The organism is Mycoplana sp. ABR4_002 (genome assembly GCF_056159645.1).
On sequence record NZ_JBSWVO010000001.1, the window covers coordinates 3,426,659 to 3,445,370 of the forward strand.

At 66.6% G+C, this 18,712-nt stretch carries 15 protein-coding genes; 3 read left to right on the top strand and 12 right to left on the bottom strand.

All coding sequences use genetic code 11. The features are described from left to right. Position 1 precedes the first annotated feature (1 nt). From otnC to ACXAGF_RS16345, 10 genes are all read right to left on the bottom strand, one after another. Positions 2-649 carry a 3-oxo-tetronate 4-phosphate decarboxylase gene (gene otnC / locus ACXAGF_RS16300; protein ID WP_475018424.1) on the bottom strand — a complete coding sequence of 216 codons (648 nt, stop codon included), beginning with the start codon at positions 647-649 and terminating at the stop codon, positions 2-4. Then, positions 646-1,914 (bottom strand): 3-oxo-tetronate kinase, encoded by a 1,269-nt coding sequence (gene otnK / locus ACXAGF_RS16305; protein ID WP_475018425.1) that lies wholly within the window; start codon positions 1,912-1,914, stop codon positions 646-648. Before otnK ends, otnC begins: the two co-directional genes overlap by 4 nt. Before the next feature lie 335 nt (positions 1,915-2,249). Then, positions 2,250-3,635, bottom strand: coding sequence for an NAD(P)/FAD-dependent oxidoreductase (locus ACXAGF_RS16310; protein ID WP_475018426.1), 1,386 nt, complete (start codon positions 3,633-3,635; stop codon positions 2,250-2,252). Between the two features lie 112 nt (positions 3,636-3,747). Next, positions 3,748-4,611, bottom strand: coding sequence for an ABC transporter permease (locus ACXAGF_RS16315; protein ID WP_475018427.1), 864 nt, complete (start codon positions 4,609-4,611; stop codon positions 3,748-3,750). 2 nt (positions 4,612-4,613) lie between these two features. After that, a complete protein-coding gene (locus tag ACXAGF_RS16320) occupies positions 4,614-5,483 on the bottom strand; it encodes an ABC transporter permease (RefSeq protein WP_475018428.1) in 870 nt (289 codons plus the stop codon). Between the two features lie 2 nt (positions 5,484-5,485). Beyond that, positions 5,486-6,565, bottom strand: coding sequence for an ABC transporter ATP-binding protein (locus tag ACXAGF_RS16325; protein WP_475018429.1), 1,080 nt, complete (start codon positions 6,563-6,565; stop codon positions 5,486-5,488). A gap of 78 nt (positions 6,566-6,643) precedes the next feature. Beyond that, positions 6,644-7,726 (bottom strand): extracellular solute-binding protein, encoded by a 1,083-nt coding sequence (locus tag ACXAGF_RS16330; protein WP_475018430.1) that lies wholly within the window; start codon positions 7,724-7,726, stop codon positions 6,644-6,646. A gap of 185 nt (positions 7,727-7,911) precedes the next feature. Next, entirely contained in the window at positions 7,912-8,985 is a 1,074-nt protein-coding gene (locus tag ACXAGF_RS16335) for an extracellular solute-binding protein (protein ID WP_475018431.1), read from the bottom strand. A 184-nt stretch (positions 8,986-9,169) separates the two neighbouring features. Then, on the bottom strand, positions 9,170-10,660 hold the full coding sequence (locus tag ACXAGF_RS16340) for an aldehyde dehydrogenase family protein (protein WP_475018432.1): 1,491 nt from the start codon (positions 10,658-10,660) through the stop codon (positions 9,170-9,172). Positions 10,661-10,662: 2 nt separating this feature from the next. Next, entirely contained in the window at positions 10,663-11,769 is a 1,107-nt protein-coding gene (locus ACXAGF_RS16345) for a mandelate racemase/muconate lactonizing enzyme family protein (RefSeq protein ID WP_475018433.1), read from the bottom strand. A gap of 157 nt (positions 11,770-11,926) precedes the next feature. Between ACXAGF_RS16345 and pdxR the strand changes: the two genes are divergently transcribed. Then, positions 11,927-13,456 (top strand): MocR-like pyridoxine biosynthesis transcription factor PdxR, encoded by a 1,530-nt coding sequence (pdxR, locus tag ACXAGF_RS16350; protein ID WP_475018434.1) that lies wholly within the window; start codon positions 11,927-11,929, stop codon positions 13,454-13,456. Between the two features lie 5 nt (positions 13,457-13,461). Here pdxR and ACXAGF_RS16355 read toward each other — a convergent pair whose 3' ends face one another. Then, entirely contained in the window at positions 13,462-15,078 is a 1,617-nt protein-coding gene (locus ACXAGF_RS16355; RefSeq protein ID WP_475018435.1) for a GMC family oxidoreductase, read from the bottom strand. Between the two features lie 373 nt (positions 15,079-15,451). Between ACXAGF_RS16355 and ACXAGF_RS16360 the strand changes: the two genes are divergently transcribed. Both ACXAGF_RS16360 and ACXAGF_RS16365 read left to right on the top strand, forming a co-directional pair. Beyond that, entirely contained in the window at positions 15,452-16,993 is a 1,542-nt protein-coding gene (locus ACXAGF_RS16360; protein ID WP_475018436.1) for a S8 family peptidase, read from the top strand. Then, a complete protein-coding gene (locus ACXAGF_RS16365; protein ID WP_475018437.1) occupies positions 16,990-17,241 on the top strand; it encodes a hypothetical protein in 252 nt (83 codons plus the stop codon). The genes ACXAGF_RS16360 and ACXAGF_RS16365 overlap by 4 nt, the downstream gene beginning before the upstream one ends. Before the next feature lie 265 nt (positions 17,242-17,506). Here ACXAGF_RS16365 and ACXAGF_RS16370 read toward each other — a convergent pair whose 3' ends face one another. Beyond that, the gene (locus ACXAGF_RS16370) at positions 17,507-18,505 is read right to left on the bottom strand and encodes a glycine betaine ABC transporter substrate-binding protein (protein ID WP_475018438.1); all 999 of its coding nucleotides are present in this window, start codon (positions 18,503-18,505) and stop codon (positions 17,507-17,509) included. Positions 18,506-18,712: the final 207 nt, after the last annotated feature.

Sequence of the window (18,712 nt, forward strand, 5' to 3'; positions counted from 1 at the left end):
CTCAGCCTTCGGGCGCGGCAAGCGCGCGCCGCTGCTCTTCGGTCAGCGGCCGGATGTTGCGCCCGTGCAGCAGCAGGAAGAGCTTTGCCGTCTCCTCCAGTTCCTCTGTCGCGTACTGGGCGTCACGCAGGGTCTTGCCCGCGACGACGGGGCCGTGATTGGCAAGCAGCACGGCGTGGCTGCGCCTGGCCCTTTCCGCCACGGCTTCCGCTAGGGCCGCATCGCCTGGCGGATGATAGGGCACCAGCGGCAGCGTTCCCACCCGCATGACGTAGTAGGCCGTCAACGGCGGCAGCACGTCCTGCGGGTCGATGTCGGCGAGGGCGCTGACGGCGACGGCATGGGTGGAGTGGAGATGGACGACCGCGGCACTTCCCTTGCGCGCGCAATACATGCAGCGGTGCAGGAACGCCTCCTTCGTCGGCTTGTCCCCGTCGAGGTGCACGCCGTCGGCCGAAAAGCGCGACAGCCGGGCCGGGTCGAGACTACCGAGCGAGGCATTGGTCGGGGTCATCAGCAACTCGCCGTTGGAAAGGCGGGCGCTGATGTTGCCGGTCGAACCGAAGGTGAAGCAGCGGTCGAACAGCGATTTGCCCACCTGCGCGATCTCCTCGCGCAGCTTCGTCGCTTCGGATAGGATCGCGGTCATCGCAGCATGTCCCAGGCCTTGAGGAAGAAGTCGTCGCTGCCGAAATTGCCGGACTTCAGCGCCAGCGCCACCGGCGCGTCGTCGCCGAGGCTGACCGTCCACGGCACGCCGGGGTCGATTTCGGGACCGATCCGCAACGCGGTGACACCGAGCCCGGCGACGACCGCGCCCGAGGTCTCGCCGCCGGCGACGAGGAAACGGCGGTAGCCCTTCCGGCGCAGTTGCCCCGCCACCTCGGCCAGCAGTTGCTCGACCAGCGCGCCGGCACGTTCGGTTCCGAGCGCCTGCTGCGACCGGCGCACCTCGTCGGGATCGGTGCTCGAATAGACCAGAGGGGCTATCCCCGCGCCGCTGTCGCCGACCCAGGCGACCACGTCTTCCGCCCGCGTCGACCCCTCCGCAATCGCCAGCGGATCGATCTTCAGCGCCGGCGCGCCGGCCGCGAACGCCACCTGCACCTGCCGCCGCGTCGCCGTCGAGCACGAACCGGCCAGGATGACCGCAGGTCCGTCCGGCGCGTTGAACCGCTCCGCCGCGTCTTTCGGCCCGAGCTTGCCGGCGCGGCGGAAGTTGTCAGGAAGGCCGATCGCGATGCCGGATCCGCCGGTCACCAGCCTCATGCCGGCGACAGCCCGGCCGATTTGGCGCAGGTCCTCGTCCGTCGTCGCGTCGACGATCACCAGGCCGTCGCCGCTGGCAGCCGCCGTTCGCAACGCTTCCGAGATCGCCCCTGCCCCCTCTCGCACGGCGGCGTGGCGCACCAGACCGACCGAGACCCGGCTCTGGCGCTGCAGCACCCGCACCAGGCTGGCATCGGTCATCGGCGTCAGCGGATGGTCGCGCATCGGGCTGTCGGAGAGCAGTAGGTCGCCGACGAAGAGATGGCCCTGATAGACCGTGCGGCCGTTCGCCGGGAAGGCCGGGCAGGCGATCGCCAGCGGTTCGCCGACAAGATCGAGCAACGCCTCGGCCACCGGCCCGATATTGCCCTGCGGCGTCGAATCGAAGGTCGAGCAGTATTTGAACAGGATCTGTTCCGCGCCGCCGGCGAGCAGCGTCTCCGCCGCCCGGCGCGACAGCGCGACCGCTTCTGCCGCCGGAATCGTGCGCGACTTCAGGGCGATGACGACCGCTTGCGCGTCGCCGTAGTCGAAATCGGCGGCCGGCACGCCGACGACCTGGACCGTCCGCATGCCCTCCCGCGCCAGCATCAGCGCCAGGTCGGTCGCCCCCGTCAGATCGTCTGCAACTGCGCCCAACAGCATCGCTTCCCCCTTTTGCTCCGGTCGTGCACGATGCGACAGGCATTCCGCATCCGCCAGCCGTTTATGCACCCAGCCAGCGCCGGACCACAACCGCCTTTCGTCCGGACACCGCACCGGCCGGTCGCCGGAGGCACCGGTGGTCAAGTCCGTTCCGAAGACCAACATGAGATCGACCCGCATCGGGGCTCGGCTGTGAACCGTGGACGATCATCGGTCCCGAGCCGCCGGAATGACGAGACCTGAGTCGGATCCTGCCCCGTCCGGAGCAGCACGTGACCTGGCGTTTCGGTGGCGGGTAGGCTCGAAGCCGACTCGTCGCCGGACGCCGACCGACGTCACCGTCCGGTCAGCCGGTTGGCCAGGATCGCCAGCCGCGAAGTGCGCTCGCCATGCTTTCGTTCCGACCGGTCGGCCATCCGGTAGAGTTGGTACATGCCGTGGACGCCCAGCCACCGCAGCGGTTCCGGCTCCCAGCGCCTGACCGTTCTGTTGACCCAGGGCAGGCGCACCAGTTCGGTGTCGCGGTCAAGGATCAGGTCGGCAATGGTCTGGCCGGACAGATTGGAGGAGGACAGGCCCTGTCCGACATAGCCGCCGCCCCAGGCGATCCCGGAGGCCCGGTCGAAGCCGACCGTGGCGCACCAGTCGCGCGGTACGCCGAGCACGCCGCACCAGGCGTGGTCGAACCTGACGCCGGTCGTCTGCGGCAGCAGCCGCGTCAGGATTTCACGGAGTTGCCGCATGGTTTCGCCCTGCGTCCGGCCGCGCGTGTCGGTCCTGGAGCCGAACCGGTAGGGCACGCCACGACCGCCGATGGCGATGCGCCCCTCGCGCGTGCGCTGGGCGTAGCTATACCCGTGGGACGCGTCTCCGAGCAGTTCATGACCGTCCCAGCCGATCGTCTTCCACAGCGCGTCGGGCAGCGGTTCGGTCACCATCACGGCGCTGTTCAGCGGCAGCCACAGCCGCTCGAACCCGGGCAGTCCGGCGGTAAAGCCCTCGGTCGCGCGCACGATGACCGGAGCCCGCACGGTGCCGCGATCGGTCGTCACACGCCCCTTGTCGATCCGCAGCACATTGGTCTTCTCGTACAGGCTGCAGCCTGCCCGCTCCACCGCCGTCGCCAGCCCGCGAACGAGCTTTGCCGGCTGGATGCGCGCGACGCCATGGGTAATGAGGGCACCGACCGCCTTGTCCACGCGGATGCGGGACCGGGTCTCCGCTGCCCCGACGAGGCTGATACGCTCCGTCGGCGTCTCCCAGCGGATCTGATCGTCATGGGCGTCCCGCAGGCGGTCGAACTGGCCCTTGGTGCAGGCCGCGATGACGCAGTCCGTACGGCGGACATCCGCGTCGATGCCCTCGCGCTCGGCAACCGCTATGACCTCGTCGACGGTTCCCCGCATCGCGCGGGCCATATCGATGACCCTGCCCCGCGTCGCGTCTTTCAGGTACTTGTCACGGGACCAGCTGAAGCCGCCGCTGAGCCAGCCGCCGTTGCGCCCCGACGCACCGAATCCGGCGAATTCCTTCTCCAGGATCACCACCCTGAGAGCCGGGTTTGCCGCCAGCAGATAGTAGGCCGTCCACAACCCGGTAAATCCGCCACCGACGATGCACACGTCGGCGTCGGCATCGCCCGCCAGGGGCGGGCGGCAGTCCGGCACCCCGCCGATGTCCGCATACCAGAACGAAATTTCTCCATTCACCTTCGCATGCATGGCGTTCGCCGCCCTTTTTCACGGAACCGTGCGTCCGGTCGCTGCGGGACAGGGCCGCCGCGGTGTCGGTGCCGCGGCGGCGAACTTCATCCGAGCCTTCCCGGCCCGGGGGTCACGCCGCTTCCTTGTTGCGCTGGACGACGACGCTCAGCACTGCCAGCAGGCCGGAACCCACCATCAGGAAGAACGACACGGCGTTCAGCACCGGGGTCGATCCCACCTTCACCATGCGGTCGTACATGGTGATCGTCAGCGGCGCATCGGACCCGACCAGCATCAAGGTGGTGTTGAAGTTCTCGAACGACACCAGGAACGCCACGACGAAGGCGGAAAACAGCGCCGGGCCGAGAAAGGGCAGCGTGACCGTGGCGAGCACCCTGACCCGCGTTGCGCCGAGGTTCAGCGCCGCCTCCTCCAGGGCGATGTCGAACTTGCGCAGGCGCGCGGCGATGACCAGCGAGGTGATCGTCGTCAGGAACGAGAACTGGCCGAGGATCACCAGGAAGGTCCCGGGCCGCAGGAAGTCCCATTCAATGCCGAGCGTTTCCTCCAGACCGTTGGCGATCATGCTGGCGAACACCAGGATCGAGATGCCGAGGATGACGCCCGGAATGACGAGCGGCACGATCATCAGGATGTAAAAGAAGCTCTTTCCGGGAAACTCCTTGCGCTCGAACAGGAAGGCGTTGCAGGTCCCGGCAACCACCGCCATCGCCGACACGATCACGCCGATGAACAGCGAGTTCCCCAGGCCCTGCATCAGCCGCCGGTCATGGAACATGCCAAGCTTGGGCTCGGTGCTGCCGAAGAACCAGTCGAGCGTGAAGCCGTTCCAGGGCAGCGCCGGGAACAGCGAGTCGTTGAACGCGAAGACCGCCGCGGCGGCCAGCGGCGCCGCAAGATAGAGGAAGAATGACAGCATGTAGCCGCCATAGATCCAGCGCAGGAGGGGAGATTGAGGGGCCGCGACGTTCATCGTCAGTCCTTTGCAACGGTAGAGGCGAGATTCTGACCGGTCAGGCGCAGGCCCAACCAGACGACCAGCGAGGTGAAGCCGAGCAGCAGCACGCCGAAGGTCGCACCGGATTCCCAGTTGTAGCGGGTCACGAACTGCTCGTAGATCTGCTCGGTGAACCACATGCTGTTCTTGCCGCCGAGCAGGATCGGCGTGAGGTAGCTGCCGGCGGTCAGCATGAAGACGATGATGCAGCCGGCGACGATGCCGGGCATGGCATAGGGCACGACGATGCGCCGGAACACCGTGAAACGGCTGCCGCCGAGATTGTACCCGGCCTCCAGAAGCGAGTTGTCCATGCCGTCGAGCGTCGACACCAGCGGCACGATCATGAACAGCACGACGGTATAGACGAGGCCGATCACCACCGTGATGTCGTTGTAGAGCAGCTCGATCGGCCCGCTGATGATGCCGGCACTCTGCAGGAAACCAGAGATGAGCCCCGTCTCGCGCAGCAGCACGATCCAGCCGAAAGCGCGCACGAGGTCGCTGACCCAGAGCGGGATCAGGCACATCAGGAACAGCGCGGCGCGGGACCGCTTTCGTGCGATCTTGGCAATGTAGTAGGCGACCGGGAAGCCGACGCACAGGGCCATGACGGTGACCAGCACCGACATCCACGCTGTGCGCAGCAACGTGTTCCAGTAGATCGGTTCGCGAATGAACTCGATGTAGTTTGCGAGGCCGAAGGTGTACTCGCGGGGCCCGATCTTTTCCCGCAGGGAGATGTAGCCGATGCCGACTTGCGGCAGCACGATCAGAAGCGCGATCCACAGCGCGAACGGCGCGAAAAGCAGGATCAGCGACAGTTTGCCAACGTCGGTGCGCGCCATCGCTATTGCCTCGCCACGCTGAAGCAGACGCCGTGGCCCTGGTTCCAGCCGATCTCGACCGCCTCGCCAGGGGCGATCCGCGTCGAGCCGTCCATCACGGCGTGGCTGACTTCCACCAGTTCGCCGCCCTGGATGCGAACGAGAACGCGGCTGTTGGCGCCGTTGAACAGCAGACTGTCGACGGTCCCCTTGAGCGTGTTCTGGCCGTTGCCGGCACCGAGCGAGATCACTTCCGGCCGCACGAACAGCTCGACCTTCGACCCTGCCTTGACGCTGTCTTCGCCTGCCGGCACGACGGCTTCACCCGCACCGTCGATCTCGACGCGGGCCTTGCCGTCCGCCACGGACAGGACCCGCCCCATCCACCGGTTGCTGTCGCCGACAAAGCCCGCGACGAAACCGGTCTTCGGGTTGTTGTAGAGCTCCTGCGGCGCACCGATCTGCTCGAACCGGCCGGCGCTCATCACCGCCACGTTGTCCGACATCAGCAGCGCCTCGGACTGGTCGTGGGTGATGTAGAGGAATGTCGTCTCGAACTGGTGCTGGAGCTGTTTCAGCTCGATCTTCATGCGCTCGCGCAGCTTCAGGTCGAGCGCGCCAAGCGGCTCGTCGAGCAGCAGGACGTCCGGCTCGAGCACCATGCAACGCGCAATCGCGATGCGCTGCTTCTGTCCGCCCGACAGCTGCGAGACCTGCTTCTCCGCCGAGCCGGGGAGCCCGACGCGCTCCAGCACGGCGGCGACCTTTCGGCCGATGTCGGCCTTGTTCTCGCCGCGGCAGCGCAGCCCGTAGGCGATGTTCTCGCCGACGTTCATCATCGGGAACAATGCGAGATGCTGGAAGACCATCTTGACGTTGCGCTTGTTCGGCGGGGTCGAAACCACCGACTGCCCCTTGAGGCGGATGTCGCCGCTGGTCGGGTTCTCGAAGCCGGCAATCATGCGCATCAGCGTCGTCTTGCCACAGCCCGACGGACCAAGAATGGAGAAGAAGGATCCGCGCGGAACCTCGAAGGAGACGCCGTGGACGGCAGTATAAGCGCCGAACCGCTTGGTCAGGCTTTCGCATTGAAGATCGTACATGGCATGCTCTTTGTTGGCTGTGGTGCGTTCACCGCCGCAGGGGAGGGAGGCGAAGCCCCTGCCCCGCGACGGCGGCGATCAGTTTGCTACGGATGCCGCTTTAATCCGTTCGAGGGCCTTGCCCTCCAGGTCCTCGACGCCCGGCATGATGCGGGCTGCGAACCGGATCTTGCCCAGGTCCTCCTCCGTGAAGGCGTTCTCGATGACCGTCCGCATTGCGGCCGGAAGCAGGTTGATGCCCTCCTTGACAGCGACGATGGAGCCGGTGCTCTCGGAGATCAAGGGGACGATGTCGGGACGCAGCACGAAATTGATCCACTTGTAGGCCGCCTCGTCCGCCTGCCCCTTGCGCGGCAGGGTGAAGGTGTCGATCCAGCCGACGGTACCGGATACCGGCGGGACGTAGACGAGGTTGGGGTTCTGGCCGTGCAGCTTGAACGCGGTCGAGTCCCAGGTTTCGGACGCGACGACCTCGCCGGACAGCATCAGCGCCGACAGGTCGTCCCCGCCCTGCCAGTAGGTCTTCACGACGCTCTTGCAGGCGATCAGTTTCTCGGCGACGTCATCCAGGATCGCCTTGTAGGCGTCGAGGTCGGCATAGGCCGCATAAGGATCGTGGCCGAGGGCGAAGGCGGTGCCGACGAGGATCGTGCGCTTCAGCCGCATCGATGTCTGGCCGGTGTATTTCGCGTCGCAGATGTCGAGCCAGTCCTTGACCTCGGGTGCCTTGGTCTTGTCGACGATCAGGCCGGAGGTGCCCCAGGTATGGGGAATCGAGTAGGCGGTACCGTCGACGGCAGCGACCGCCTTGACCTTTTCGAGGAAGTCGGGGCGGAGCGTGTCCGTATTGATCTTGGACAGGTCGATCGGCTTGTAGATGTTGAATTCCTGCTGGGCGGCGGCGACGCGGTTGAAGCCCGGCTGGACGAGGTCGTAGCCGGCGCCGCCGGTCGCCCGCAGCTTGGCGATCATCTCCTCGTTGTTGGACAGGGTCACCTCGACGTCGATGTCGGGGTTTTCCGCCTCGAACAGCTTGATCACGTTGTCCGGCGCGTAACCGCCCCATGTCAGGATCCGCAGCGTCTCGGCCTTTACCGTTGTGGCACCGAGCGCCAGGACCAGCGCCGTTGCCGTGAGAAGGGACATTGGAAATTTCGACATGCTTCCTCCGTTTGCGGCCGGCCCCCTGCCGGCGCGTTGAAAATGATCCCATCGGCGCGCGCAGGGGCGCTGCCATCGGCCGGATCCGGCGCGTGGTGTCTGGCGCGCCAGGGCGCGTCTTCAGCATTCCCCGGTCTGCCGGAGGGAGCAGCCGTGGCCGCTCCCTCCGCCGGGCATTCGGATTGTCAGTTGGAAGTGGCGGCCTTGATGCGTTCGAGCGCCTTGCCTTCCATGTCTTCGATCCCGGCGGGGATGTTGGCGAAGTACTTCAGGTTGGCGAGGTCGTCGTCGTCGAAGGCCGCCTGGACTGCCGCCTTCTTGTCCTCCGGCAGCAGGTCGATGCCGTTTTTGACGGCGGCGATCGCGCCGGTCGAGTCGGACATCAGCGTGACGATGTCCGGGCGCATGACGAAGTTGATCCATTTGTAGGCCGCGTCGTCGGCTTCGCCCTTGCGCGGGATCACGAAGGTGTCGATCCAGGCCAGCGCGCCGGTCTCCGGCGGGACGTAGACGAAGTTCTTGTTCTCGCCGTAGAGCTTGAAGGCGGTGGAATCCCAGGCCTCCGACACGACGACTTCGCCGGACAGCAGCAGCGTGGCGAGATCGTCGCCGCCCTGCCAGTAGGTCTTGACGATGTCCTTGCAGCCGATCAGCTTCTCGGTGACCTCGTCCAGCATCTGCTGGTAGCCATCCTTGTCGTTGTACAGCGCAAACGGATCCTTGCCGAGCGAGAATGCCGTGCCGAGCAGGATGGTGCGCTTCAGCCGCATCGAGGTGCGGCCCTTGTACTGCGGGTCGCACAGGTCCGCCCAGCCCTTCACGTCCGGCGCCTTGGAGATGTCGGCGACCACGCCCGAGGTGCCCCACTGGTGCGGAACGGCGTAGAGCTCGCCGTCGATGGTCGCATTGGCCTTGACGCCTTCGAGCAGGCCCGGTGCCATCGACGCGGTCTCGATCTTGGAGATGTCGAGCGGCTTGTAGATGTCGTACTCCTGCTGGGCGGCGAAGATGCGGTCATGGCTCGGCTGGGCGAGGTCATATCCCGCCCCGCCGGTGGCGCGGAGCTTGGCGATCATTTCCTCGTTGTTCGACAGCGTCACCTCGACGTCGATGTCCGGGTATTCCTTTTCGAACAGCTGGATGACGTTGTCCGGGGCGTAGCCGCCCCAGGTCAGAAGGCGCAGCGTCTCGGCCTGCGCCGAGCCTCCGAAAGCCAGCGCCAGCGCGGTGCCGGCAGCGAGAGCGATCCTGAAATTCATGATGTTCTCCTCAGTTTGCGGGCCGGTTCATCCAGCCTTTCGTTCAGTTCCGTGCCACGCATGACCCGGAGCCGCATTCCCCTTGCGGCTCCTCCGGTCCCTCCGGTAGCCGCTAGCATCTAAGAAGCGAATTGGACCGCCTCAAAGGTCCATTCTCCGTCGATGGGCAGTCCATTATCCCCTTCTAGTTCGCGATCTTCGCCGCAAGGCTCTTGATCCGCGTGTAGCTGCGCAGGGCCTCGAGACCCTTCTCGCGGCCGAAGCCGGACATCTTGTTGCCGCCGAAGGGCACCTCGATCCCGCCGGCGAAATACTCGTTGATGTAGACCTGCCCCGCATCGATGTCGCGCGCCATGCGGTGAGCGCGGGCGAAGTCGCGCGTGTAGATGCCCGCGACCAGGCCGAACGGCGTGGCGTTGGCGATTGCCACCGCCTCGTCTTCGCCCTCGACCAGCTGGACCGAAAGGACCGGGCCGAAGATTTCCTCCTGGATCACCGTGTCGGTCGCCGCCACCTTGTCGAGGATCGTCGGCTCGAAGAACCAGCCCTTGCCGGTCTGCGGATCGGTCGCGCGATTGCCGCCGGCGGCGACGGCGATGCCGCGGCTTTTCGCACCCTCGACATAGCCGGCCACCTTTTCGAGGTGGGCGGCGGAATTGAGCGCGCCGACCTGCGGGCGCCGGAGGCCGTGGCCGAGCTTCAGCGTCCTTGCCTTGGCTGCCAGCCGCTCGACCAGCTCGGCATGGACCTTGCGCTCGACCACGAGCCGCGATCCGGCCGAGCAGATCTGCCCGGCATTCTCGTAGATCGCGCCGAGGACGCCCTCGGCCGCAGCATCCAGGTCGGCATCCGCCATTACCACCACCGGCGACTTGCCGCCGAGCTCGAGCACCACGCTCGCCACGTTCGGCGCCGCCGCCTGCATGATGCGGATGCCGGTCGCGGTCGAGCCGGTGAAGGTCACGTGACGGACGTCGGGATGCGACACCAGCGGCGCGCCGGCTTCCGCGCCGGTGCCGGTGACGACGTTGCAGACCCCGGCGGACACGCCGGCCCGGTGCAGGATGTCGGCGAGCATCAGCGCGGTCAGCGGTGTCTGCTCGGCCGGCTTGGCCACCACGGTGCAGCCGGCGGCCAGCGCCGGCGCGAAGCTTCGCGCCGCCGTCGACAGCGGGTAGTTCCAGGGAATGACGTGGGCGGTCACGCCAACCGGCTCCTGGAGCGAGTAGCCGATGTAGTCGGCCCCGAGCGGGAACGTGTCGCCCTGCATCTTGTCGGCCGCCCCGGCGTAGTAGTCGAAGCAGCGCGCGGCACCGGCGACGTCGCCTTCGGCCTCCTGCAGCGCCTTGCCGCTGTCGAGGCTTTCGACCACGGCAAGCCGCGCCGCCTCGGAGCGGATCATTTCCGCCGCCCTGGAAAGAATGGCGCCGCGCGCGCTCGCCTTCATCCGGCCCCAGTCGCGCTGGGCGCGCTTGGCCGCCTCGACGGCGCGATCGATGTCGCTGGCATCGCCCGCGGCAAAGCCGTGATAGGCGCGCGCCGAACCGGGATCGAAGGTGTCCATTGCGCGTCCGCCCGACGCCGCCACGAACGCGCCGTCGATGAAATGCCGGCTCGGAAGACCGGAAAGGGTCCCGGACGAAAAGTACTCGGCGACAAGAGTTTCGGTCGTCATGTTCAGTTCACCTCGCTCACGCGATAGCTGGACTTGGCAAGCCACTCCGGATCGATCTCGACGCCCCAACCGGGTTCGTCGGTCACCATCGCCTTGCCGTCGACGATATCATAGGGCGACTTGCGGAACAGCCCGTACTGCCACGGATAGTAGTCCGCCTCCTCGATCGAGAACTCGAGGTACTTGCCGCCGTTGGGGATGGCCCGGAGCAGGTGCATGGTGAACAGCGTCACCATCGACCAGTTGGCGGCGTGCGGCGTGACCGGGAGGCCGGCGCCCTCGGCCATGCGCACCACCCGCATCGTGCGGTTGATGCCGCCGAGATAGCAGATGTCCGGCTGCACGATATCGACGGCGCGCATGTCGATCATGCGCCGCCAGGTCTGCAGGTCGCAATCCTGTTCGCCGCCGGTGACGTCGATGGCGAGCGCGTCCGCCACCTGCTTCGTCTGCTCGAGCTCCCAGTAGGGGCACGGCTCCTCGAAATGTACGAGCCCGTTGTCCTCCATCAGGCGGCCGACCTCGATGGCGCGGGCCGGCGAGTAGCAGGAATTGGCATCGGCGAGCAGGTCCACGCCCGGTCCGCCGACCGCCCTGGCGATCGTCGGAATGATCTCCTCGGTGCGGCCCGGCCACTCGTCCTGGTCGCGGCCGCACTCGGCGCCGACGCGAAACTTGAAGGCATCGAAGCCAAAGGTGTCGCGCAGCCGCTTGAAGCGCTCGGCCTCCTGTTCCGGTGTGATGTCGCGCTTCATCGACGAGGCATAGGCGCGCAGCGACCCCGCCGAGCCCCCGAGCAGCGCGGCGACCGGCTTGCCGGCAAGCTTGCCGCGCAGGTCCCAGATCGCCGTATCGAGGCCGCACATGGCCCGGCAGATATAGGAGCCCGGAAACTTGTGCTCGCGTTCGGCGATGCGGTCGAGGTGGTCGTCGAGATCGTCGATGTCGACACCGAGGGTCCACGGCGCCACCTGTCGATGCAGGACCTGTGCGGTGATGTCGGCATGATAGGTCGACACCTGCCCCCAGCCTGTTGCCCCCGCTTCGTCGGTAACCCGGACGAACCCGACATACTCGTTGCAGAAGGTTTCGAGGCGCTTGATCTTCATGGCAGTCCAATCAGGTTGATGCACGCAACGCTCTTGCTCGTCGCGCTTGATGTCGTGAATTGGTACGACCATCTTCGCAATATCGCCTTTGCAACAGGTCCACTTTGGATAAAGTAGGCGACCACTTTCAGCGAGAACCAGTTGCCGGGAGCAAAGCATGGTCAAGTATGCAGGCGGTGCGCTGTTGCCGACGCTGACTTTCGATCGCAATTCGAAGACGCCGATCAGCGTCCAGCTCAGCTGCGCCCTGCGCGACATGATCCTCTCGGGCGAACTCCGTCCCGGCCAGCGCCTTCCCTCCAGCCGCACGCTGGCCCGAGACCAGGCCATTTCCCGCACCACCGCCATCAGCATCTACGAGCAGCTTACGGCGGAGGGTCTGATCCGCTCGAACGTCGGCGCCGGCGCCTATGTCGCCGATACCCTGCAGGAGGGACAGCCCGCGCCGATCCCGGGCGACAGCGTGAACGATGAACCCCGCCGGCCGACACGCCTCGCCCAGCTCGCCTCGGAGGCGTCCGAACATTTCTTTCCGCGCCTCAACCACCCGGAAAACCCGCGCCCCTTCATCACCGGCATCCCGGCCTTCGACGAATTCCCGATGGCATTGTGGTCCAGTCTTGCGGCGCGCTACTGGCGGCAGCCGCGCAACCTGGTCCTCGGCTATCCGGATGCCAGCGGCCTGCCGGAACTGCGCAGGGCCGTCGCCACCCACCTGCGCTCCAACCGCGGCGTGGTGTGCGAACCCGACCAGGTCTTCATCTTCAACGGCGCGCAGGACGCCTTCAACCGCATCGGCAACACGCTGCTGGACCCGGGCGACACCGTCTGGATCGAGAACCCGGGCGCGATCGGCGCCCGCAACAGCCTGATTTCCTCGGGCGCCAGGCTTGTCCCCTTGAGCATCGACGAGGAAGGCATGGACGTGGCCGAAGGGCTGAGCGTGGCGCCCGATTTCCGGCTCGCCTTCGTCACCCCCGCCCACCAGCATCCGCTTGGCGTGACGATGAGCCTGAAGCGCCGGTTCGAGCTCCTGCGCGCAGCCGAACGGGCGGGCGCCTGGATCATCGAGGACGACTATGTCGGCGAGTTCCACTATGCCGGCCACCCGCCGCCGACGCTGAAGAGCGTCGACACCTCCGGGCGCGTCATCTATGTCGGCAGCTTCTCGAAGACCCTGTTTGCGGCCCTGCGGCTCGGTTATGTCGTCGCGCCTCCCGAGCTGGTCGACGTGTTCCACCGAATCGCCGGGGCGACGTTGCAGGGGGCGCCGACCAGCCTGCAGGCGGTCGTGGCGAGCTTCGTCGAGCACGGGCATTTCGCCAGCCACATCCGCCGCATGCGCAAGATCTACGCCGAGCGGCAGCAGGCGCTGATCGACGCTGCGGCGGAACACGCCGCCGGCCTGCTGGAGGTGGCGCCGACCGAGACCGGCTTCCACACCGTCGGGCGGCTGGCCGAGGGTTTCGATGAGGTCGAGGTCGCGCGCCGCGCGGCGGAGCGCAGCATCATCGTCGCGCCGATCAACCGCTTCGCCATCACGCCGGTGACGCAGAAGGGTCTGATCCTCGGCTTCAGCTCGGTTGCGCCGCGCGTGCTTGCCAACGGCGCCCAGGCACTGGGCAGCCTTCTGCGCGACATGCGCGCGGAAAGGGCCGGCCCAGGGAACAGGATGGCCGGCCGCTGACGGCGTCAGGCCGCGTCGGCGAGTACCAGTTCCGCCCCCTTCTCGCCGACCATGATCGTCGGCGCGTTGAGATTACCGGAGGTGATCCGCGGGAAGATCGAGGCGTCGATGACGCGCAAGCCGTCGAGGCCGTGGACCCGGAGCCGGGCGTCGACCACCGATGTCTGCGCATCCGGCCCCATCGCGCAGGTGCCGCAGGGATGAAACACCGAGCCGCTGCGCGCCCGGATGTCGGCGATCATCGCCTCGTCGCTTTCGATCTCCACGCCCGGCCGGATCTCGCGTTTGATGATTTCCTGCATCGGCGCGGTTGTCGCCAACCGCCGCAGAAAGCGCGCGGCCTGCACGAGTTCGGCGACATCCGTCTCGGTCGAGAGATAGTTCGGATGGATCTCCGGCGCTGCGAACGGATCGGCGGAGCGAATGCCGAGGTGGCCGCGGCTGGTCGGGTGGCAGTTCGATACGCCGACCAGGAAGCCGGGGAACGTGTCCGGGCTCATCAGCGCCCGTCTGCCCGGCACCGCGCGCGTGTAGCTGACCGGCGAAAAATAGAGCTGCATGTTGGGCCGGTCGCGCTCGGGTGAGGTGCGGAAGAAGCCGCCGCCCTGATTGACGCTCAGCGACAGCGGGCCGCTGCGCGTCAGCACGTAGCGCAGGCCCACGGCCATCCGCCCCCACCACGGGCGCAGGACGTTGTTGAGCGTGGGGCGCGTCGATTCATAGAGATGGTCGAAGCCGATATGGTCCTGCAGGTTGCGCCCGACCTCGGGCGCCGCGTGCACGACCTCGATGCCGAGACGGCGCAGCTGCTTCGGATCGCCCACCCCGGACAGTTGCAGGATCTGCGGCGAGTTGACCGCACCAGCCGACAGGATGACCTCGCGGCGCGCCTTGAGGCGATACGTCTCGCTGCCCCGGCGATATTCGACGCCGACCGCACGCCGCCCCTCGAACAGGATGCGGGTCACATGGGCGCGTTTGATGATCGAAAGGTTGTGTCGCCTGCGGACCGGATTGAGATAGGCGGTCGCGGTGGAGCAGCGGAATCCGTTGCGCGTGGTGATCTGGTAGATGCCGATGCCCTCCTGGGTGGCCCCGTTGAAGTCGGCATTGCGCGCCAGGCCCGCCTCGACGCCGGCGGCGAGGTAGTTGGCGCAGAGCGGATGGACGACGTCATCGATGCTGCTGACCGTCAACGGTCCACCACGGCCACGCCAGGCATCGGCGCCGGCGAGGTTGTCTTCCATGCGCTTGAACGCCGGCAGGACGTCGTCGTAGCCCCAACCGGGATTGCCGAGGTCGCGCCAGCCGTCGAAGTCCTCGGCCTGGCCGCGGATGAACACCATGGCGTTGATCGAACTGGAACCGCCGATGACCTTGCCGCGCGGCCAGTAGCTCGGCCGGTTGCCGGTGCCCGGATCGGGTTCGGTCAGGTACTTCCAGTTGAGGTCGTCGTGATAGAAGGCCTTGCCGTAGCCGATCGGCATCCGCACCCAGAAGTTCAGGTCGCTGCCGCCGGCTTCGAGCAGGGCCACCCGATACTTGCCGTCCGCCGTCAGCCGGTTGGCAAGCACGCAGCCGGCCGAACCGGCGCCAACGACCACATAATCAAATTCGTCCATTCCGGTATGATACTCCCCAAGACCGTCAGTTCATGCCTGCGCCGACATGCAGTGGTAGCGCCGAGTGGTCCTGGCGTCAGCGTCCATTTAGATCTGAGCAGCATACCAGTCTGCAAAGGTCGCCGTTGTGTTTTATCTGCCGCGCGCACTTCCGCCGCAATCCCGCTGCTGGACGCAACGGGAGGTGGGCAGCGTGGCGGATCATGGGCATCATCTACTTTACCGTGTAAATTTTGTTTGTTCTCGTTTTGGTTTTATGTTTAACTCTGTTTCGACGTGCGGATGCCGCCACGAAGCCTGGTTGCCTGTCCAGGGTCTGGCGCCCTGCGCAGCCTATGCTGCACCAGTTGCTGATCTGCGGGAGGGTTTGAAGATGGGACGGCTGTTCAGAAGTGCGGGCCTTCCGGCCTATCATGACGCGATGCTGTTCGTGCGCATGAAGCCCCGGCAACAACACCCGACTTTCGAGGCAGCACTTGCTGCCGCCCGTACACCGCTCACCAGTGGGCTCCAGGCGCTGGCCTTTTTTGAGAGGGCCGGGCTGGTCAAGCGCGTCACGCCGGTGTCGCGCTTGTCGCCGCAATATTCCAGCCGCATGCTGGTAAGGCCGGCGCGCGATCCACACGCCAAGCCGGAGTTGCTCCCACTGGCCGCCGACGATTCGGTTGGGTGGTCCGCGCCGGTGCTGGCCATGAACGCCGCCATGGACGACCGGACGCCAGGCGGAGCGACCAGCCTGGTGGAACTCGCCGGAGAAACAGACGTCAGGCAGCTGCAACTGGCGCTCGCCGGCGATCCCTCCGTCGCCTCGGTCGCGAGAGTTCCGCAGCGGTATCTGGCGTCGGCTTCACCGACAAGGCCGCGGGCCTCCGCCAGGGCCAAGCCGGCGGCCAGCGGCGGACAAGTTGCGGCAGCGCCGCCGCCCGCACACACCATGTGGAACTTGCGCAAGATCAGGTGGGACGAGGCGCGCGCCCTGAGCGGCTACAACGATGCCAGCAGGATCAACGTGGCCGTGCTCGACACGGGGATCGATCCAGAGCATCCCGACCTGAAGGACCAGATCGCCCGGTACACGTTCGAGCACCCCGACCTGCCCGGTGCAAGTTCCTCCCAGGATCTGGTCGGACACGGCACCCACGTCGCGGGCACCATCGCGGCCACCATCGGCAACAATCTCGGCATCAATGGCATATCGCGCGCCCGGATTCACGCCTGGAAGATCTTCGACGACCGCCCCGACCTGCTGACTTACTGGAATGGCACGGCAGAATTCGCCTACTTCGTCGATCCGCTGATGTACCTGCGCGCGCTGCTCGATTGCGCGGATGCGGGCATCGACATTGTCAATCTTTCCATCGGAGGGAATGCCCCGCCGGACCCGACCGAAAGCGCCGCGTTCGAGGAATTGCTGGCGCGCGGAATCACGATCGTCGCCGCCATGGGCAATGATCGGACCGAAGGCAGCCCGACGTCCTATCCTGCCGCGATCCCAGGGGTGATCGCCGTCGGCGCCACCAATCTGCAGGATCGCTACACCATATTCTCCAACCGCGGCAATCACATCACCATTGCCGCGCCAGGCGAGGCGATCTGGTCGACGCTGCCGACCTATCCGGGCCAGTTTGGCTGGCGCGCCGAGCGCGGAGCGGACGGGCAATGGCGGCAGGGCAAGCCCGACCGGCGCGAGACGGACTACGACGCCTGGCCCGGCACTTCGATGGCGAGCCCGCACGTGGCGGCCGCTGCCGCCCTCTACCTTGCCAACGGCGGCGAGCGGGACCCGGTCGCAGTCCGCAACGCTCTGGCGTCCAGTGCCGACAAGGTGCCGGCGATGGGCGGCCAAGACTTCACGCCGGATTTCGGGTATGGTCGCCTGAACCTGGAACAGCTGATCGCGACGGCGAGACAATGACGGACATCATGTTCACCATCAGGGCCGGCGTGAGCCTGGAGCAGCGGTCACGCGTCCTGCAAAAGATCGAGGCCATGCCGGAGGTCGAGCGGGCGGCCCCGGTCAAGGCCGACTGCAGCAGCGAGCCCCTGCAGCGAATTCACTTTGCACGCCTGAGGGAGCACTCGGAGGTGGCCGGCTGCCTCTCCGCGATCCGGGACCTGCCCGAAGTGGAGAATGCCAGCCTCCCCGCCCGACGGGGAATGTGACCCTCCCATCACACGCCGCGCACGGAACGCGATTGCCCATCGGCGCCGAACGCCGGTATCTCGCCCGCGGCGGCAGGTGGGCAACGCCCTGCCGCCGCGGCAAGCAATGACGGCGACAGCGACCCCGGGCCGATGGCGTCGGGAAGCCAGACCTGGACCCGGTCTCCCCGCAGGGAGACCGGGGCAGACCCGCGGTCGAGACGATGGTCCGGGCAGGCGAATGGCACGACCGGCGCGAGCGGGCGGCCGCGCCGGGCCCGTCCGGTCAGAGGGACGCTTTCACCTTTTCCACCGCCTCGGCCGAAAGCCACTTCATCCATAGGTCGGGATTGTTCTTCAGGAAATACTTTGCCGCGTCTTCGCCGGTCGCCTGGTTGTCGGTCATCCAGGCCAGCAGCCGGTTCAGCGTGGCATTGTCCCAGCGTCGCGTCTTCAGATAATCCATCGCCGGGCCGGCGCGGGCGGCAAACTCGTCGGTGACGAGCGTCTCGACCTTGTCGACCGGCCAGTCGTTGACCTTCGGGTCGTCGCAATCGACCACCGTGTTGCAGCGTTGCCATTCGGCGGCATCGTGCGGTGCGTCGAAGTCGAGCTTGACCATCGCGTATTTGCCGAGCAGCGAGGTGGGGGACCAATAGTAGCCGAGCCAGCCGATCCCGCGTTCGTAGTTCTTGGCGATCGAACCGTCCAGGCCGGCGGCCGAACCCGGGTCGACCAGCACGAAGCCCTTCGCCTCGGCGTCATAGGCCCTGTACATCTGGCTGGTGGCCACCGACGCGCCCCAACCGGGCGGACCGTTGACGACCGCGCCCTTGGAGCTGTCCTCCGGCGCCGGGAACAGGTCCGGACGCTTCAGCGCGTCGGCAACCGTCTTGATCTCCGGATGGGCGTCGGCAATGAACTTCGGCATGTACCAGCCCTGGATGCCGCCATCGCTCAGGGCATTGCCGGCCGACACCAGCTGCCCTTCGGCGACGCCGCGCGACACCACCTCGGGCAGGGCATTGAGCCATGCCTCGGGCGCGATGTCGGGCTGGCCCTTCTCCACCATCGACGTCATGATCGAGACGGTGTCGCCGATGGTGATGTCGACCGAGCATTCGTAGGCGATCTCGAGGATGATCTTGTCGACGTTGGCGAGGACGTCGATCGACTGCCAGTTCATGTTGGCGATGACGACGTCCCCGCATTCTGCCGCTGACGCGGCCGGTGCGAGACTGGCAAGGCCAGCGGCAAGACAGGTGGTTGCAAGCAGTTTTCTCATCGTTTCGGTTCCCCTTCGACGCGGCCGCACATCGACCCGACCCCGGCGCGACCGCGTCCGCTGAGGCCGTGGACGGAAACCAGGCCCTTCCCCTGGCACCGGCCCATTGCTGATGACCTGCCGGACAGCGGCAGCCGGGCGACAGCGAAGCTGCCGTGGGGCTGCGGTGTGAACGGTTGGCCGGATGTCATCGTGCCTTGCAGCCGG

What these genes read in the sequence shown, in the direction of transcription:
- ACXAGF_RS16320 (WP_475018428.1), bottom strand. Translation starts at nt 5,483, where the DNA reads ATGGCGCGCACCGACGTTGGCAAACTGTCGCTGATCCTGCTTTTCGCG.
- ACXAGF_RS16335 (WP_475018431.1), bottom strand. Translation starts at nt 8,985, where the DNA reads ATGAATTTCAGGATCGCTCTCGCTGCCGGCACCGCGCTGGCGCTGGCT.
- ACXAGF_RS16340 (WP_475018432.1), bottom strand. Translation starts at nt 10,660, where the DNA reads ATGACGACCGAAACTCTTGTCGCCGAGTACTTTTCGTCCGGGACCCTT.
- otnK (WP_475018425.1), bottom strand. Translation starts at nt 1,914, where the DNA reads ATGCTGTTGGGCGCAGTTGCAGACGATCTGACGGGGGCGACCGACCTG.
- ACXAGF_RS16345 (WP_475018433.1), bottom strand. Translation starts at nt 11,769, where the DNA reads ATGAAGATCAAGCGCCTCGAAACCTTCTGCAACGAGTATGTCGGGTTC.
- otnC (WP_475018424.1), bottom strand. Translation starts at nt 649, where the DNA reads ATGACCGCGATCCTATCCGAAGCGACGAAGCTGCGCGAGGAGATCGCG.
- ACXAGF_RS16330 (WP_475018430.1), bottom strand. Translation starts at nt 7,726, where the DNA reads ATGTCGAAATTTCCAATGTCCCTTCTCACGGCAACGGCGCTGGTCCTG.
- ACXAGF_RS16365 (WP_475018437.1), top strand. Translation starts at nt 16,990, where the DNA reads ATGACGGACATCATGTTCACCATCAGGGCCGGCGTGAGCCTGGAGCAG.
- ACXAGF_RS16360 (WP_475018436.1), top strand. Translation starts at nt 15,452, where the DNA reads ATGGGACGGCTGTTCAGAAGTGCGGGCCTTCCGGCCTATCATGACGCG.
- ACXAGF_RS16310 (WP_475018426.1), bottom strand. Translation starts at nt 3,635, where the DNA reads ATGCATGCGAAGGTGAATGGAGAAATTTCGTTCTGGTATGCGGACATC.
- pdxR (WP_475018434.1), top strand. Translation starts at nt 11,927, where the DNA reads ATGGTCAAGTATGCAGGCGGTGCGCTGTTGCCGACGCTGACTTTCGAT.
- ACXAGF_RS16370 (WP_475018438.1), bottom strand. Translation starts at nt 18,505, where the DNA reads ATGAGAAAACTGCTTGCAACCACCTGTCTTGCCGCTGGCCTTGCCAGT.
- ACXAGF_RS16325 (WP_475018429.1), bottom strand. Translation starts at nt 6,565, where the DNA reads ATGTACGATCTTCAATGCGAAAGCCTGACCAAGCGGTTCGGCGCTTAT.
- ACXAGF_RS16355 (WP_475018435.1), bottom strand. Translation starts at nt 15,078, where the DNA reads ATGGACGAATTTGATTATGTGGTCGTTGGCGCCGGTTCGGCCGGCTGC.
- ACXAGF_RS16315 (WP_475018427.1), bottom strand. Translation starts at nt 4,611, where the DNA reads ATGAACGTCGCGGCCCCTCAATCTCCCCTCCTGCGCTGGATCTATGGC.